A 14,270-nucleotide genomic window follows, 5' to 3' on the forward strand; every position below is an offset into this window, starting at 1 on the left:
GCCGCCGATCACAACTTGCGCCCGATCTCGAGGAACTTCTGCGCCCGCCGGTCGCGGATCTCGTCGCGGCCCAGCCCCTCGAACTCGGCGAGCGCGCGGGCCACGGCCTCGCCGGTCGCGTCGAGCGCGGCCTTGCGGTCGCGGTGGGCGCCGCCGGTCGCCTCGGGCACGATGCCGTCGATGATGCCGAGCCGCAGCAGATCCTGCGCGGTGATCTTCATGGCGGTGGCGGCGTCGTGGGCGCGGCCCTGGTCACGCCAGAGGATCGAGGCGGCGCCCTCCGGCGAGATCACGCTGTAGATGGCGTGTTCCAGCATCAGCACGGTGTTGGCGGTGGCGATGGCGATGGCGCCGCCCGAACCGCCCTCGCCGATGACCACGGCGACGTTGGGCACGCCGAGCCCGAGACAGGCTTCCGTGGAGCGGGCGATGGCCTCGGCCTGACCGCGCTCCTCCGCCTCGATCCCGGGGAAGGCGCCGGCCGTGTCGACGAAAGCGATCACGGGCAGGCCGAAACGGTCGGCGGTCTCCATCAGGCGCACGGCCTTGCGGTAGCCCTCGGGCCGGGCCATCCCGAAATTGTGGCGCAGCCGCGCCTCGGTGGTGGCGCCCTTCTCCTGGCCGAGCACGAGGACCGGCCGGCCGCGGAAGCGCCCGAAGCCGGCGAGGATCGCCTCGTCTTCGCCGAAGCTGCGGTCGCCGGCCAGCGGCGTGAATTCCTCGATCAGCCCGGCGCAGTAATCGACGAAGTGGGGCCGCTGCGGATGGCGGGCGACCTGCGTCTTCTGCCAGGGCGTGAGGGCGGCGTAGATCTCGGCCAGCGCCTGAGCGGCCTTGGCCTCCAACCGTCCGACCTCCTCGCTGATCGAGACGGCGCCGTCGCGCTGGCCCAGGGCCTTGAGTTCCTCGAGCTTCGCTTCGAGCTCCGCGACGGGCTTCTCGAAGTCGAGATAGGAGCGCATCACCGCCATCGATCGTGGGTCCAACTCTTGCTCGGCATCCGCGCGGCTCGGCCCCGCCGCGCGCCCGGGTTCGAATCGGAATCCGCTTCGAGACCAAGGCGCGCGCGAACCCGCGGCCGGGCGCGGTGTTCGGGGAAGCGGGGATGGGTGTCAACCGCTGGCGCCCGTCAGCGACCGCAGTGCAGCGCAATCGACTTCGCGGTCCGGTTGGGGCAAGTCGGTCGGCGCGAGGGTCCGCGCGGCCCGCAAGCGGAGGGATTGTGCATGAGCCTGAATGGGAAAGCGGCCGTCGTCACCGGCTCGACCAGCGGCATCGGTCTCGCCATCGCCCGCGGCTTCGCCAAGGAGGGCGCGAACGTCGTCCTCAACGGCTTCGGCAAGCCCGAGGAGATCGAGCGCACGCGCACGGGCATCGAGAGCGAGTTCGGCGTGAAGGCGGTCTACTCGCCCGCCGACCTCACCAAGCCCGACGAGATCGGCGGCCTGATCGCGCTGTCCGCCGACAGCTTCGGCAGCGTCGACATCCTCGTGAACAATGCCGGCGTCCAGTACGTCGCGCCGATCGAGGAATTCCCGATCGAGAAGTGGGACCAGATCATCGCCCTCAACCTCTGCTCGGCCTTCCACACGCTGCGGGCGGCGATCCCCCACATGAAGGCGAAGGGCTGGGGCCGGGTCATCAACACGGCCTCGGCGCACTCGATGGTCGCCTCGCCCTACAAGTCGGCCTACGTGGCGGCCAAGCACGGCGTGGTCGGTCTCACCAAGACGGCGGCGCTCGAACTCGCCACCCACGGCATCACCGTGAACTGCATCTCGCCCGGCTACGTCTGGACGCCGCTGGTCGAGAGCCAGATCCCGGACACGATGAAGGCGCGCGGCCTGACCAAGGAGCAGGTGATCGAGGACGTGCTGCTCAAGGCGCAGCCGACCAAGGAATTCGTGACGGTCGATCAGGTCGCGGCGCTGGCCGTGTTCCTGTGCTCCGACGGCGCCAGCCAGATCACCGGCGCCAACCTCGCCATGGATGGCGGCTGGACGGCGCAGTAGCGCCGTCCCGGTCCGTTGCACCGACCGCGCCCGCAGGCCGCGGTCGGCTCCTTCGCTCAGCGGCGCGAATGCAGCAGCAGGGCGAGGCCGTAGCCGACCGCGCCGGCGATCAGCAGCGCCAGGAAGGGGTTCTCGCCCACCTGGGATTCGACCCGCTCGCGCCCGTCGCGCAGATAGGTGCCGCCGTGGCGGCTGATCCGGTCGTAGGCGTCCTCCGCGTACCCGCCGACATCGTCGGCGATGTCGCGCACGGTGTCCTTCGCCTGCCCGTAGACGCGCTGCGCCCGGCCCTCGGCCTCCCGGTAGCGTCCCTCCAGCGAGTCCCGGTCGGAGCCGAGCGCATCGCCCACGGCACCCTGCGTCCGCCCACCGAGATCCTTGGCGGTGCCGACGATGCGATCCGTATCTACCATGGTGGAACTCCCTTCCTTGTCGCGTCCGCCACCTTTCGGTTTCGGGCGGGCGTCGGACAGGGAAACGTCCGAAGGGCCTTTCGGTCCCGCGGCGCAGCAAAAAAGCGGCGCTCGGCCCCCGCCTGACGCGGTCTTACCCGGCCTCGGCCAGCACCATCGCCCGCGGCGGCGGCAGGTTCGCGCGCAGCTCGCGGCTCACCACCGACGAGGTCGCGACGGTGCCGAGATTGGCATAGGTCTCGTGGTTCTTCTCGATGGCCGAAAGGTCGTAGAGATAGTTGACCATCAGCCCGTAGGACTGGCGCAGGCCCTTCTTCGAGGTGTCGCCCAAGAAGTTCAGGCGCTCCAGCCGAGCGCCGTTGCCGAGATGGAAGCGGGCGACCGGATCAAGGGGACGGCCCCGCTCGTTCTTGGCGCGCAGGAAATAAGCCGCCGCTGCCGGGATCATGGCCCGCCGCACCGCCTCGCACTTCGCCTTGTCGCCGCGCCACTCGTCGGTATCGAGCAGGCGCAGCGCCTCCACGTCCTCCCGCGTCAGGCCCTGCGGCGCGTCGGCCCCGCGCTCGCGGTCGAGCCAAGTGCGGAAACCCGGTACCGGGGAGAGGGTGACGAAGGTCTTGAGCGAGGCAATCTCGCGGGCGAGATCCTCGACCACCTGCTTGATCAGGAAATTGCCGAAGGTGACGCCGGCCAGGCCCTTCTGGCAGTTCGAGATGGAGTAGAAGACCGCCGTCGTGGCGGCGCGGGCGGCCACCGGCTCGCGCCCGTCGGCGAGGATGGGCTGGATCGCGGCGGCGATGCCGGCGGTCAGCGCCACCTCCACGAAGATCAGCGGCTCGTCGAGCAGGGCCGGATGGAAGAAGGCGAAGCAGCGCCGGTCCGGCGGCTCGATGCGGCGGCGAAGCTCGTCCCAATCGGCGATCTCGTGAACCGCCTCGTAGCGGATGATCTTCTCGAGGATGTGGGCGGGCGTCGTCCAGTCGATCGGACGCAGCACCAGAAAGCCCCGGTTGAACCACGAGGCGAACAGGTGCTCGAAATCGCTGTCGAGGCTCACCGCCGCGTCCATCATCTGCGGGTCGGCGCTCTGGTCCTTGAGATGCTTGCGCAGGATGAAGAGATCCTCGCGCATCCGCACCAGCGCCAGCGTGCCGCCGCGGGCGAGGTTGAGCCGGCGGATCAATTCCTGCGAGCGGGGCTCGGCGGCCTCGTGCAGCAGTCCGAGCCGCGCCCGGGTCGGGTCGGCGCGGTAGCCCGCGATGGCTTGCTCCACCGCCGCGTGATCCGCCCCGAACTCGTTCGCGACGATCCCGAGGAAGATCAGCCGCTCCTCCAGCGGAAGCGCGGCGTAGCGGTCGAGAATGAGCCGGGCCAGCGCCACGCCGGACGCCTCGCCCCGTCGCGAGATCAGATCCTCGCACAGCCGCGCCAGATCGGCCGGGCTCGCGGTCCGGGCGAGGTCGCCGCGGGACAGGCCGATCAGGTCGCGCCCACGGTCGCTGATGGTCTGGATGAGATCGCCGAGGAACGAGATCGCCGCCATGACCGGCAAGCCTCCGGAACCGCCTGACCGCCGCCCGGGAGATGGGCGCGATATCGCCGGAAACCTAAGGCGTGCGGTCTCCGCGCGCCAGCCGCATCGCCGCCGGACCTGCCCTTGGTCCACCATCTGGCGCGAGGGGTGGCGATCCCGTCACGCCCCGCCCCCGCAGGATTTCAGCGGGCAAGGCGAAGAGATGTCCGCCGACGGAAGCGATATCGATTCGATCAGATCAGTTTAAAGGTTCATCAACGAGCTAAAGCACATATTCAATACGTTCACAGTCCACGGCTTCCTCTATTACAAATGATTGTTTCGGGCCGAGATGCGCTCCTTCCGGCGGCTGAGCTTCCGCCGCTGCCTCGTCGCTTCTTGCGTCTGCCGACTCACGACCGGATCGGCGGGAGGAAGACGCCGCCGATGTCGCGCCCGCCCGGCCTCGGTGCGTGCTTCCAGCGGAAAGAATCCGTCCGATGATCCGGTTGCCCGGTCTCGCCGGATCGGATCGCCGGGGCGCGAGAGCGGAACCGGGCCTTCGAGCGCCGCGCCGATTCCTCGGGGACGACAGCGGCGCCTCGGCCATCGAGTTCGCCTTCTTCGGAACGCTGATGCTCGTCCTGATGATGGTGCTGTTCCAGTACGCGATCGTCTATCTGGCCCGGCAGAACCTCGACAATGCCCTTCAGGTCGGCGCGCGCGCCCTCATGACCGGAAGCTTTCAGAGAGGCACCAGCAGCACGGCCAACGCCGCCGCGATCACCAGCAATCTGCGTGCGGTCATGTGCGGCAATTCCGATGCGCCGGCCCTGTTCTACACCTGCAACGACCTGAAGGTGGACGTGAAGATCTCCGGCAGCGGCGGTTCGGGACCGGTGGTCGATGCCAAGACCGGTACGTGGTCGGACACGTTCGGAACGAGTTATTCCTGCCCGGGGCCCACGAGCATCGCGGTGATCCGCGCGGCTGTCCGGCTGCCGCTCCTCGTTCCCATGTTCAAACTCGGCTTGGCCGGGTTCGCGGGCAACGCCGCGCTGGTGCAGGCGGCCACCGTGATTCGCGTCGAACCCTATCCGGTCACGGGGGCGGGGACGTGCTGAGGCTGCGCGACTCGCTGCAGCGCCTGTGCGTGCGGGGCGTCGAACGGCGCCGCATCGCGGACGAATCCGGCGCCGTGACGATCGAGTTCGCCGTGCTGGTGCCGATCCTGTTCATCCTGATCGTCGGGGCGGCCGAGTACGTCAACGCCATCGACAACCGCAACAAGGTCTCCGCGCTCGCCCGCACGCTCGCCGAACTGACCTCGCAAGGGGATGGGACGAATCCGATCTCGGCCTCGCTGATGAGCCAGATCACGGGGGCGGCCGAGCCCATCCTGGCGCCGTTCCCGGCCTCCGGGGCGACGATGAAGCTCGCCGCCATCGGCGTCTACAGCGACAAGGGGAAGTTGACGCCCTTCGTCTGCTCGAGCTGGCCCGCTCAGAGCGCCGCACAGAGGAAGGATGCCTCCAAGAAGCTCGCCATTCCCTCGATCTACGGCCGGGCCGGCGCCCGCTACATCTCGGCCGAAGTCGCGATGGACTATCAGCCCCTCTTCGAAGCCTTTCTGACGCGCTTCCTCGGTCCGCTCGACCTCTCGTTCTCTTGGAACGAAAGCCTGACATGGCCGGCCCGGGGAGGGGTCGAGGGAGAAAGTTCCGAGCGGGAGATCGTGTTCCCCGGCGGTCAGGTCTGTCCGGCCAAACTCTGAGCCTCGGCCGGACAGCCGGGCTCAGCCGTCCACCGCTCCGGCATCGGCGAGGGCGGCCGTGTCGGCCCGCTCACGCCAATCCATCACGCCGCGTGAACGGGCGAAGCGAATCTCGGCCGCACGCAGAGCCCGCTCCGGATCGCGCGCCCGCGCGATCTCGACGCAGCCGACCGTGAAGGACACTCCGAGGATCTGCTTCGCGAATTGGACGCGGTAGTTCGGCATACACAACTCCTTCGCTGAAGCGGTTGTCCGGCTCTCCTGAGAGATGTGCGCCATTCGGCGCCCACGAGCAACGGCCTGCCCGGTCAAGCCGCTGCGAACGCAGAGACTTTCCGCGGGCTTTTTCACATATAGGACGTCACGGCCCGCATGCTACTGCGCGCTTCCTGAACGGAGGGGGACAGTCTGCCGCGCGACCGTCCGGACCGGGTCGAGCGTCCGGGGCTGGCACTCCGGCGCAGGCCTGCCGTAAGGGGCGGGCCATGCTCATGACGCCGTCCCGCTCCCCGCGCCCTTGCCCATGCCCCTGCCCCGAGCGGGGAGGCTCCCGATGAGCCGCGACATCGCGCCCCTGACCCGAATCGGGCTGACCCTGATCGCCGGCGGGGCGGTGGCCAACATCTATTACAATCAGCCGCTGCTCGCGGTGCTCGTCACCGAGTTCAATGAGCACGCCGCCCTGGCCGTGCCGACCGCGAGCCTCGTCGGCTACGGGCTCGGCATCCTCTTCCTCGTGCCGCTGGGCGACGCTCTGCCGCGGCGCGACCTGATCGTCTGGCAGTTGCTCGGGCTCGCCGCCGCCCTGGTCGCGGCGGCTTCGAGCCCGAACCTCGCCAGCCTCACGGCGGCGAGCCTCGTCATCGGGGTGCTGGCCTGCGCGGCGCAGCAGGCGGTGCCCTTCGCGGCCGAGCTCGCCCCCGATGCCAGCCGCGGGCGGATCGTCGGCGGGGTGATGACCGGGCTTCTCTCCGGCATCCTGCTCGCGCGCACGGCCAGCGGTTTCCTGGGCGCGCATCTGGGCTGGCGCGCGGTCTTCTTCGCTGCCGCGGGCCTCGCGCTCGCCATGGCGCTGGTGGCCCTCCGCACCCTGCCGCGAACGGCCGCCAAGCAGCGTCTGCGCTACCGGGCGCTGATGCTCTCGCTGCTCCATCTCGTGCGCAGCCAGCCGATCCTGCGCAATGCCAGCCTGTCCCAGGCGCTGCTGTTTGCGAGCTTCAACGCGTTCTGGGCGACGCTCGCCCTTCTCGTCGAGGCGCCGCCCTTCGATCTGACCTCGGCCGGGGCGGGCCTGTTCGGCGTGATCGGCGTGGCGGGCGCGCTGATCGCCCCCTATTCCGGGCGCTACAGCGACCGGCGCGGGGCGCGGCCCGTGGTGATCGCGGGCAGCGTCCTGGTGGCCGCGGCCTTCGCGGTGCTGGCCCTCGCGGGGCAGGGCTCGCTCCTCGCCATCGCGGCCGGCGTGCTGCTTCTCGACATCGGCATCAACGGCGCGCTGATCGCCAACCAGACACGGGCCTACGCGCTCGTTCCCGGCGCGCGGGGGCGTATCAACACCGTACTCTTCACCGCGGTCTTCATCGGCGGGGCGGCGGGCGCCTTCCTCGGCTCGCGGGCCTTCCTGCTGGCGGGCTGGCTCGGCGTCTGCATCGTCGGCGGCACCTTCGCGCTCGCGGCGCTCGCCGTGTCCTGGCTCGGCGGCCGGGCCAAGCCGGCTTGAGCACCGCCTACCGCAGCACCCGCGACAGGCGGCACCACGCCGTCTTGTCGGGCGGCAGGCCGAAGCGCAGCAGCCCGGGGCTCTCGGGGAAGCGGCGGACGTAGATCCCGGCCTCGCCGAGGCGGCGGAACAGGTTCGGCGCGTCGTCGAATCCGGCCGTGCGGAACAGGCTGGTGCCGCCGACGATCCGGCCGCCGGCCCGCCCGATCATCCGGTCGAGCCGCGCTGCATCCTGCGCCCGCGCGCCGGCCGCCTCGTGAAGCCACGCCGTGTCCGGCAGCGCAGTGCAGCCGGCGGCGATGGCGGGTCCCGAGACCGCCCAGGGACCGAGCGCGGCCTCGATGCGCCGCGCCAGTTCCGGCGCGGCCAGCGCGAAGCCGAGGCGAAGGCCGGCAAGGCCGTAGGTCTTGCCGAAGGAGCGCAGCACGACGAGGCCGGGACCGGGCGCCACGGCCTCCACGGGCTCGAGGTCGGCAAAGGCCTGGTCGAGCACGACGAACCCGCCGTCGCCGGCCAAGCGCCTCAGCGCCTCTCGGGAAAAGACCCGTCCATCCGGATTGTTGGGGCTCACCGCGACCACGACATCGGCGCCCACGGCCTGCGCCGGCTCGGCGACGATCCGCACGGCGTGACCGGCGCGGGCCCAGGCGGCGGCGTGCTCGGCATAGGTCGGCCCGACCACCGCCACCCGCGCGCGCTCCACCAGCCGCGGCAGGGTCTCGATGAGGATCTGCGTGCCGGGCGCGGCGGCGACGTTCTCCGGCCCCGGCGCGCCGTAGGCCGCCGCGGCCGCCGTCTTGAGCCGGACGAGGTCGGCGGGGGAGGGCAGGCGGTGCAGGGCGCTGGCCTCGAAGGCCGGCAGCGGATAGGGCACGGGGTTGATGCCGGTCGAGAGGTCGATCCACGGCTCGGGCGCGTCGGGAAACAGCCGGCGGGCCGCGTCGAGATCGCCGCCATGCGGGATCGCGTCCTCCGAACCGTCCGCCCGCACGCCGCGCCCTTCCATCCTCGCCCCGCACCGACGATGCCCTCGACCGCCCTGACCCACCCGCCCGACGCCCTCGGCATCCTGGCGCTGGCCCTGCTGATCGAGGCCGTGGCCGGCTATCCCGACCGCCTCTATCGCGCGCTCGGCCATCCTGTCACCTGGATCGGCCGCCTCATCACTGCCCTGGAAGGACGCCTCAACCGGGGCGATGCCCCCGCGCGGCGGCGGGGCGGCGTGCTCGCCCTCGGCCTGTTGCTGTCGGCGGTGGCCGCCTGCTCGCTCATCCTCACGGCGCTTGCCGGCCTCGCCTGGCACGGGTTCGGCCTGCTGCTCCTGGCGCTGCTCGCCGCGAGCCTGCCCGCCCAGCGCAGCCTGTTCCTCCATGTCCGGCGGGTGGCCCAGGCGCTGAGGGCCGAGGGGCTGGCGGGCGGGCGGCACGCCGTCTCGATGATCGTCGGGCGAAACCCCGAAAGTCTCGATGAACCCGCCGTCTGCCGGGCCGCCATCGAGAGCCTCGCCGAGAACTTTTCCGACGGCGTGGTCGCCCCGGCCTTCTGGATCGGCGCGGGCGGGCTCACCGGCGGGGCGCTCTACAAGGCGATCAACACCGCCGACAGCATGGTCGGCCACCGCACGCCGCGCTTCGAGGCGTTCGGCTGGGCCTCGGCCCGGCTGGACGACCTCGTCAACCTGCCGGCCTCGCGGCTGACCGCGCTCCTGCTGATCGCCGCCGCCTTCCTGAGCCGGGATGCCAGCGCGGCGGGGGCGTGGCGCGCGATCCGCCGCGATGCCCGGCACCACCGCTCGCCCAATGCCGGCTGGCCCGAGGCGGCGATGGCGGGAGCGCTGGGCCTGCGGCTGGCCGGCCCGCGCATCTACGGCGACACCCGCGTCGAGGATGCCTGGATGGGCGACGGGCGGGCGCAGGCGAGCGCCGACGACATCCTGCGCGCCCTGAAGCTCTATCGGACCGCCTGCGCCCTCCAATTCACCCTGGTGGCGGCCGGGACCGGCTTCTGGCTCTATTTCTCTTGAGTCCGGCACCTGCGAGGGTGCCCTCGAAAGGCAGGGGAGAGTGAGGCCATGCGCGTGTCGAGCGGAGTCTGTCTCGCCCTTCTCCTCGGCGGCGCCTCTTTCCCCGCGCTCGCGGCCGACACGCTGAAGCCGGAGAGCGGGTCCTTCCGCTTCACCGACGACCTGAAGGGCAAGAAGGGAGAGGCGGCCAACGACGTCAGCGGAATCGCCTGCCTCCCCGAGAAGGCGGGCAAGCGGCGCTGCCTCATCGTCGACGACGAGAGCCGGGCCGCGCAGTTCCTGACGATCGACGCAGGGGCCATCGAGCCCGGCAAGACGATCGACCTGATCGGCAAGGAACCGGACCCGGCCACCCTCGGGACGCTGCGGACCGACCTGCAATGCCCTTCCGAGAAACCGGCAGAGTTCAAGGAGTTCGACGGCGAGGGCGTCGCCTACGCCGCGCCCTACTTCTACGTCGTCGGCTCGCATGGCTGCGGTCGCAACAAGGACCGGCTCAGGACCTCGTCGCTGATCCTCGCCCGCCTTCGCGTCGATGCCGACGGCAAGCCCGAGCGGAAAGGCGACGCGGCGGTCGAGACCAGCTACCGTCTCGGCGACGTCCTCGCCGCTTCCGAGACGGTTAAGGCCTTCTTTCTCAAGAGCCTGATGCAGGGCAACGGCCTCAACGTCGAGGGCATCGCCGTGGTGGGGGACCGGCTCTACGCGGGCCTGCGGGCCCCCGCGATCGACGGCAAGGCCTTCCTCGTGGAAGCCGAGCTCGGGGCGCTGTTCGCTCCGGGCCACGAGGCTTATCGCGGAAGGACGCGGACGATTGCGGTTCCGGTCGGCGAACGTGCCGGCATCCGTGATCTGGCGGCGCTCGGGGACGGGCGGCTCCTGCTGCTCACCGGTCCGGCCCAGGAGCAGACGGGGATCGCCGACCGGCTCTTCCTGTTCGATCCGGCGAAGGGCGGCGAGCCGCAGGCGCTCGGGGCGTTGGAGACGCTCGACGGACCGGACCGCGGCGGCAAGGCCGAGGCGGTGACGGTGCTCGGCCGCGACCGCGTGCTGGTGCTGTTCGACGGCCTCCGGAACGGCGGGCCGCGCAGCTACCGGGTGCCCGCCGCGCTGACCTCCGGGCCTTGACGGGACCCGCGCTCAGCGCAGGGCGAGCAGCCCGCCGCAATCGAGATGCGTTTCGAGGTGGTCGGCGAAGCGGTCGAGCACCGCCTCGATGCCGGCCTCGTAGCTCTCGAGGCCGGCATCGGCCCCGAGCCGGGCGAGCCAGGCGGCGCGCTGCCGGTCGTCCGCGAACAGGCCGTGGACATAGGTTCCGGCCACGAGCCCGTCGGCGGAGACCGCCCCGTCCGGCCGGCCGTCGGCGAAGCGCAGGAGCGGGCGGGCCGCGTCGGGCCCGGTCGTGTCGCCCACATGCATCTCGTAGCCCGCGAAGGGCAGGCCGTCGGCCAGCGTCGTGCCGGTGACCGCGACGAGGCGCTTCTCGCCGGTCATCACCGTCTCGACATCGAGGAGCCCGAGCCCCGGCAGGCTACGCGGCGCGCCCTCGATCCCCTCGGGGTCGGCGATGGAGCGCCCGAGCATCTGGTAGCCGCCGCACAGCCCGAGCACCCGCCGCCCGCGGCGCAGATGGGCGCGGATGTCGATGTCCCAGCCCTGCGCCTGGAGGAAGGCGCAATCGTCGATCGTCGTCTTGGAGCCTGGCAGGACGATGAGGTCGGCCTCCGCCGGGATCGGCTCGCCGGGGGCGACGAAGACGACCGCGACGCCGGGCTCCTGCCGCAGGGGATCGAGATCGTCGAAATTGGCGATGTGCGGGAAGCGGGGAACGGCGATCAGCGGCACGCCCCCGCGCCGCCGGTCCGGCGCGTCGAGGGCCAGGGCGTCCTCCGGGGGCAGGCGGCCGGCCTCGGGGAAGAAGGGCACGAGGCCGAAGGGCGTCCAGCCGGTACGGGCGGCAATCCCCGTCATGCCGTCCGCGAACAGCGTCGGGTCGCCGCGGAAGCGGTTGACGATGAAGCCGCGGATCATCGCCGCGTCCTCGGGCTCCAGCACGGCCTGGGTGCCGACGAGGCTCGCGATGACGCCGCCGCGGTCGATGTCGCCGACGAGCACCACCGGCGTGCCCGTCGCGCGGGCAAAGCCCATATTGGCGATGTCGCCCCGGCGCAGGTTCACCTCGGCGGCCGAGCCCGCGCCTTCCACGAGCACGATGTCGGCCTGCGCACGCAGGCGCTCGAAGCTGTCGAGCACGGCCTCCATCAGGCGCGGCTTCCAGACCTGATACTCCCGCGCCTTCGCGGTGCCGATCATCCGCCCCTGCACCACCACCTGCGCGCCGACCTCGCTCTGCGGCTTCAGCAGCACCGGGTTCATGTGGACGGAGGGCGCGACGCGGGCGGCACGGGCCTGGAGCGCCTGGGCGCGGCCGATCTCGCCGCCATCCGCGGTGACGGCGGCGTTGTTCGACATGTTCTGCGGCTTGAACGGGCGCACGGTGAGCCCGCGCCGGGTGAAGGCGCGGGCGAGACCGGCCACCAGCAGCGACTTGCCGACATCCGAGCCCGTGCCCTGGATCATCAGGGCGCGGCTCATCGGCGGGCTTTTCGCTGTGTCGTCATGACCCTGCCATGGCACCGGAGACGGGCGGCGTCGAGCCGGCGGCCGCGCGCAGGGCGAAGAGCCAGTCCCTCGCGCCCGCCGCATTTGGAACGGCCGGCACCTCGGGCAGGGCAGGGCGGGCGACGATCACCACGGGCAGCCCGAGTTCGCGCGCCGCCTCGATCTTGGCGTAGGTCGCCGCGCCGCCGGAATTCTTCGTGACCAAGATCTCGATGCCGGCCTCGCGCATCAGGCGGGTCTCGTCGGCGAGGCTGAAGGGGCCGCGGGCGCTCACGGTGGTGAGATCCGGCACCGGCAGGGCGTCGCCGACCGGCTCGATGCTGCGCACGACGTAGGCGTGATGCGGCGCGCGGGCGAAGGCGGAGACTTCCTGCCGCCCGATGGTCAGGAAGACGCGCCGGGGCAGGGGGCCGAGGGCCTCGACGCTCGCAGGGACGGACGCGACCTCGATCCAGGCATCGCCCGCGCGGCGCTCCCAGGCCGGACGGCGGATCGCCAGCAGCGGCACGCGCCGTTGCGCGCAGGCGCTCGCGGCGTTGGCCGAGATGCGGGCGGCGAAGGGATGCGTCGCGTCGATCACCGCCGCGACGGCGTTCTCGGCGAGCCAGCGCGCCAGCCCGTCCGCCCCGCCGAACCCGCCGACCCGGGTCGGGACCGGTTCGGCGCGCGGCGCGGCGGTGCGGCCGGCGAGCGAGAGCGTCACGCGGAAGGCGGGCACGCCCGCGATCAGGGCGGCGAGCGCACTGGCCTCGGTGGTGCCCCCGAGTATGAGCACGCGCGTGGCTTCACCGAGATCGGTCGGACTCGGCTTGGGATGACGCGGGTGCGGCCCCTGGCCGGGGGTCTCGGACATTCGTACAACCTGTCTCGCCCGCAAAAACCCGGGAGCGGTCCGGGCAAGGTTCTGCGACGTGAGACCCTTCTGCCGCGATTGCCTGACGATGCAAGCCGAGGCCGCCCTGCGCTGCCGCGGATGCGGCTCGCCGCGGCTGCTCGCCCATCCGGCCCGGGACGGCCTGAGCATCGCCCACGTCGATTGCGACGCCTTCTACGCGGCCATCGAGAAGCGCGACGAGCCGTCCCTGCACGACCGGCCCCTCATCATCGGCGGGGGCAAGCGCGGCGTGGTCTCGACCGCCTGCTACCTCGCCCGGATCTCCGGCGTGCGCTCGGCCATGCCGATGTTCGAGGCGCTCCAGCGCTGCCCCGACGCCACCGTGCTGCGGCCGGACATGGAGAAGTACGCCCGCGTCGGGCGCGAGGTGCGGGCGATGATGCTGGCGCTCACGCCGCTGGTCGAGCCCGTCTCCATCGACGAGGCCTTCCTCGACCTCTCCGGCACCGAGCGTCTTCACGGCTCCAGCCCGGCCCTGACGCTCGCCCGCTTCGCCGCGCGGGTCGAGGCCGAGATCGGCATCACCGTCTCGGTCGGTCTCTCCGCCAACAAGTTCCTGGCCAAGATCGCCTCCGACCTCGACAAGCCCCGCGGCTTCTCGATCATCGCGGGCGAGGATGCCGCCGCCTTCCTGGCCCACAAGCCGGTCGGCATCCTGCCCGGTATCGGCGAGAGCGCCCGCAACCGTCTGGCCGGCCTCAACATCCACCGTGTCGGGGACGTCGCGCGGGTCGATCCGGCGCGGCTGCAGGCGGCACTCGGCCGGGACGCCCTGCGCCTGCTGGCGCTGGCCGGGGGGCGGGACGGGCGGCCGGTGCGCCCGACCCGCGAGGCCAAGAGCGTGTCGGCCGAGACGACCTTCGCCACCGATCTCGCCCGGTTCGAGGATCTGCGCCCGATCCTGTGGCGCCTCTGCGAGAAGGTCTCGGCGCGGCTGAAGCGGGCGGAGCTCGCCGCCGGCAACGTCACCCTGAAGCTGAAGGATGCGCGCTTCCGTCTGCGAACCCGCACCCGCGGCGGCCTCAAGCCCACCCAGCTCGCCGACCGGCTGTTCCACGAGGGCGAGCCGATGCTGCGGGCGGCCTGCGACGGGACGCCGTTCCGCCTCATCGGCATCGGCGGCGGCGACCTCTGCGGCGCGATCCACGCCGACCGGGGCGATCTGGCCGACCAAGGCATCGAGCGCATCGCCAAGCGCGAGGCCGCCCTGGACCGGGTGCGGGAAAAGTTCGGCAGCGCCGCGATCCAGCGCGGCCTCGCCTTCGGCGGCGAGCCGGAGCGGCGCCGGACCTGAGGCC

The 14,270-nt window shown here is 71.7% G+C and carries 14 protein-coding genes; 7 read left to right on the top strand and 7 right to left on the bottom strand.

Annotated features, from left to right (window positions below; all coding sequences use genetic code 11):
- Positions 1 to 8: 8 nt before the first annotated feature.
- Positions 9 to 962: an acetyl-CoA carboxylase carboxyltransferase subunit alpha gene (locus tag ACPCJR_RS08990; protein ID WP_391512094.1), complete on the bottom strand. Its 954-nt coding sequence runs from the start codon at positions 960 to 962 to the stop codon at positions 9 to 11.
- A gap of 264 nt (positions 963 to 1,226) precedes the next feature.
- Here ACPCJR_RS08990 and ACPCJR_RS08995 point away from each other — a divergent pair, with 264 nt between their 5' ends.
- Positions 1,227 to 2,012 (top strand): 3-hydroxybutyrate dehydrogenase, encoded by a 786-nt coding sequence (locus ACPCJR_RS08995; protein WP_391511830.1) that lies wholly within the window; start codon positions 1,227 to 1,229, stop codon positions 2,010 to 2,012.
- Positions 2,013 to 2,068: 56 nt separating this feature from the next.
- Here ACPCJR_RS08995 and ACPCJR_RS09000 read toward each other — a convergent pair whose 3' ends face one another.
- On the bottom strand, positions 2,069 to 2,425 hold the full coding sequence (locus ACPCJR_RS09000; RefSeq protein ID WP_391511831.1) for a CsbD family protein: 357 nt from the start codon (positions 2,423 to 2,425) through the stop codon (positions 2,069 to 2,071).
- Between the two features lie 133 nt (positions 2,426 to 2,558).
- Positions 2,559 to 3,968, bottom strand: a complete 1,410-nt coding sequence (locus tag ACPCJR_RS09005; protein WP_391511832.1) for a malonyl-CoA decarboxylase — start codon at positions 3,966 to 3,968, stop codon at positions 2,559 to 2,561.
- 470 nt (positions 3,969 to 4,438) lie between these two features.
- Between ACPCJR_RS09005 and ACPCJR_RS09010 the strand changes: the two genes are divergently transcribed.
- Together ACPCJR_RS09010 and ACPCJR_RS09015 are read left to right on the top strand one after the other, a co-directional pair.
- Positions 4,439 to 5,062: a TadE/TadG family type IV pilus assembly protein gene (locus tag ACPCJR_RS09010; protein ID WP_391511833.1), complete on the top strand. Its 624-nt coding sequence runs from the start codon at positions 4,439 to 4,441 to the stop codon at positions 5,060 to 5,062.
- Positions 5,056 to 5,712 (top strand): TadE/TadG family type IV pilus assembly protein, encoded by a 657-nt coding sequence (locus tag ACPCJR_RS09015; protein WP_391511834.1) that lies wholly within the window; start codon positions 5,056 to 5,058, stop codon positions 5,710 to 5,712. Before ACPCJR_RS09010 ends, ACPCJR_RS09015 begins: the two co-directional genes overlap by 7 nt.
- Positions 5,713 to 5,733: 21 nt before the next feature.
- Here ACPCJR_RS09015 and ACPCJR_RS09020 read toward each other — a convergent pair whose 3' ends face one another.
- A complete protein-coding gene (locus tag ACPCJR_RS09020; RefSeq protein WP_391511835.1) occupies positions 5,734 to 5,937 on the bottom strand; it encodes a hypothetical protein in 204 nt (67 codons plus the stop codon).
- A 328-nt stretch (positions 5,938 to 6,265) separates the two neighbouring features.
- Between ACPCJR_RS09020 and ACPCJR_RS09025 the strand changes: the two genes are divergently transcribed.
- Entirely contained in the window at positions 6,266 to 7,432 is a 1,167-nt protein-coding gene (locus ACPCJR_RS09025; RefSeq protein ID WP_391511836.1) for an MFS transporter, read from the top strand.
- 7 nt (positions 7,433 to 7,439) lie between these two features.
- Here ACPCJR_RS09025 and cobD read toward each other — a convergent pair whose 3' ends face one another.
- Positions 7,440 to 8,438, bottom strand: a complete 999-nt coding sequence (gene cobD, locus ACPCJR_RS09030) for a threonine-phosphate decarboxylase CobD (RefSeq protein WP_391511837.1) — start codon at positions 8,436 to 8,438, stop codon at positions 7,440 to 7,442.
- 18 nt (positions 8,439 to 8,456) lie between these two features.
- Here cobD and cbiB point away from each other — a divergent pair, with 18 nt between their 5' ends.
- Complete coding sequence (gene cbiB, locus ACPCJR_RS09035; RefSeq protein ID WP_391511838.1) at positions 8,457 to 9,455, top strand: adenosylcobinamide-phosphate synthase CbiB; 999 nt, start codon at positions 8,457 to 8,459, stop codon at positions 9,453 to 9,455.
- 48 nt (positions 9,456 to 9,503) lie between these two features.
- On the top strand, positions 9,504 to 10,583 hold the full coding sequence (locus tag ACPCJR_RS09040; protein WP_391511839.1) for a DUF3616 domain-containing protein: 1,080 nt from the start codon (positions 9,504 to 9,506) through the stop codon (positions 10,581 to 10,583).
- Positions 10,584 to 10,595: 12 nt separating this feature from the next.
- On the opposite strand, the gene ACPCJR_RS09045 is transcribed toward ACPCJR_RS09040, so the two are convergent.
- Positions 10,596 to 12,050: a cobyric acid synthase gene (locus tag ACPCJR_RS09045; RefSeq protein WP_391511840.1), complete on the bottom strand. Its 1,455-nt coding sequence runs from the start codon at positions 12,048 to 12,050 to the stop codon at positions 10,596 to 10,598.
- Between the two features lie 22 nt (positions 12,051 to 12,072).
- Positions 12,073 to 12,930, bottom strand: a complete 858-nt coding sequence (locus ACPCJR_RS09050; RefSeq protein WP_391511841.1) for a cobalt-precorrin-6A reductase — start codon at positions 12,928 to 12,930, stop codon at positions 12,073 to 12,075.
- A 58-nt stretch (positions 12,931 to 12,988) separates the two neighbouring features.
- On the opposite strand from ACPCJR_RS09050, the gene ACPCJR_RS09055 reads away from it, so the two are divergent.
- Entirely contained in the window at positions 12,989 to 14,266 is a 1,278-nt protein-coding gene (locus ACPCJR_RS09055) for a DNA polymerase IV (RefSeq protein WP_391511842.1), read from the top strand.
- The last annotated feature ends 4 nt before the right edge of the window (positions 14,267 to 14,270 follow it).

The organism is Methylobacterium sp. NPDC097929, assembly GCF_049543375.1.
Taxonomy (GTDB): Bacteria; Pseudomonadota; Alphaproteobacteria; order Rhizobiales; family Beijerinckiaceae; genus Methylobacterium.